Raw genomic sequence first — 1,024 nt, 5'->3', positions numbered from 1 at the left:
GGCCAGGAGGTCTTGTAGCGCGGCGTGGTCGTCGGGGTCAAGCCTGGCCATCTCGGCCTGGCTCACCTGCAGGCCGGGGATGCAGCGGAAGGCCTCCTCGATGGCCCGGCGCTGGGCCTTCTTGCAGCCGTCCCGGTAGAGGGCGAAGACCAGGCCCTGGCGAGCGTGTACCAGACAACGCTGATGCCGCGTGTCCGGCCCCCTCAAAGCCCGGGGGATGTGCTCCTCGCCCTCGGAGACCAGGACTTTGGCTTGCGAGAAGCGCTTGTCGACCCTTGGGGCCGATGTCCTCCCACGACTCGCCGATGGAGAAGTCCAGCACCTCCAGCGGTCCGAAGGGCGTGCGGCTTCCCACCACCAGGCGCATGCCGGCCATACCGGCGTCGAAACCCTTGTGCTGGAGCTTGAGCTTGGTCCTGTCGGCCGGCCGGTAAGGCCAGGAGGCTGCGGAGTCTCCCTCGCCGAGGTCCGGGAGAGGGTCGAGGTGGCTGAGGAAGTCCTGGAACCGGCGGTACAGCGTGCTCGCACTGGGGGCCGCAGCGTCGGGAACCGTGCCTTGGAGGGCCTTCCTGCTCTGACGGAAGGACTGGATCACGGCCAGATGGTAACCGGGAAGGAGCGTGGCTTCGCACCAGCGGATCCTCTCAGGCAGATCCAGAACCCACTTTAGCGGCCAGAGCACGTGCCCTGTCTCCTTTTCGTGGAGCTTGCAAAGGCGAATACACGCCTCTCCGAAGGGCAGTCGCCACCGCCGCACGCGGCCGCCCTTATCGCGGAAGCGGCCAGGATGCGTTACCAAGAGTTGCGCCCTGGCGCGCTCCTGGACCGCCTGAAGCACCACCATGAAGTGGCTGGCGGCCGAAAGGCTTTGAAACCGCCAGAAAGCCAAAACCAGGGCATAAAACAGGGTTGCGTGTCGGAGCATGGTGATCCCCACAGCAAGGTCGATGCTGAGCGTCCAACGACTCTCCCTTTCCATGGGGGCTCCACCTTGCCGGAGTCTGTGATATCCCCACGGTTCTCA

General features: G+C 65.5%; 1 protein-coding gene. It reads right to left on the bottom strand.

What is annotated here, in order from left to right; translation table 11 throughout:
• Positions 1–37: 37 nt before the first annotated feature.
• Positions 38–979 carry a hypothetical protein gene (locus EDC27_RS00670; protein ID WP_123288698.1) on the bottom strand — a complete coding sequence of 314 codons (942 nt, stop codon included), beginning with the start codon at positions 977–979 and terminating at the stop codon, positions 38–40.
• Positions 980–1,024 lie beyond the last annotated feature (45 nt).

Origin of the sequence: Desulfosoma caldarium (assembly GCF_003751385.1) — a bacterium.
GTDB lineage: Bacteria > Desulfobacterota > Syntrophobacteria > Syntrophobacterales > DSM-9756 > Desulfosoma > Desulfosoma caldarium.
Note: the sequence above shows the minus strand (reverse complement) of the source record. Positions and strands in the feature narration are given on the sequence as shown.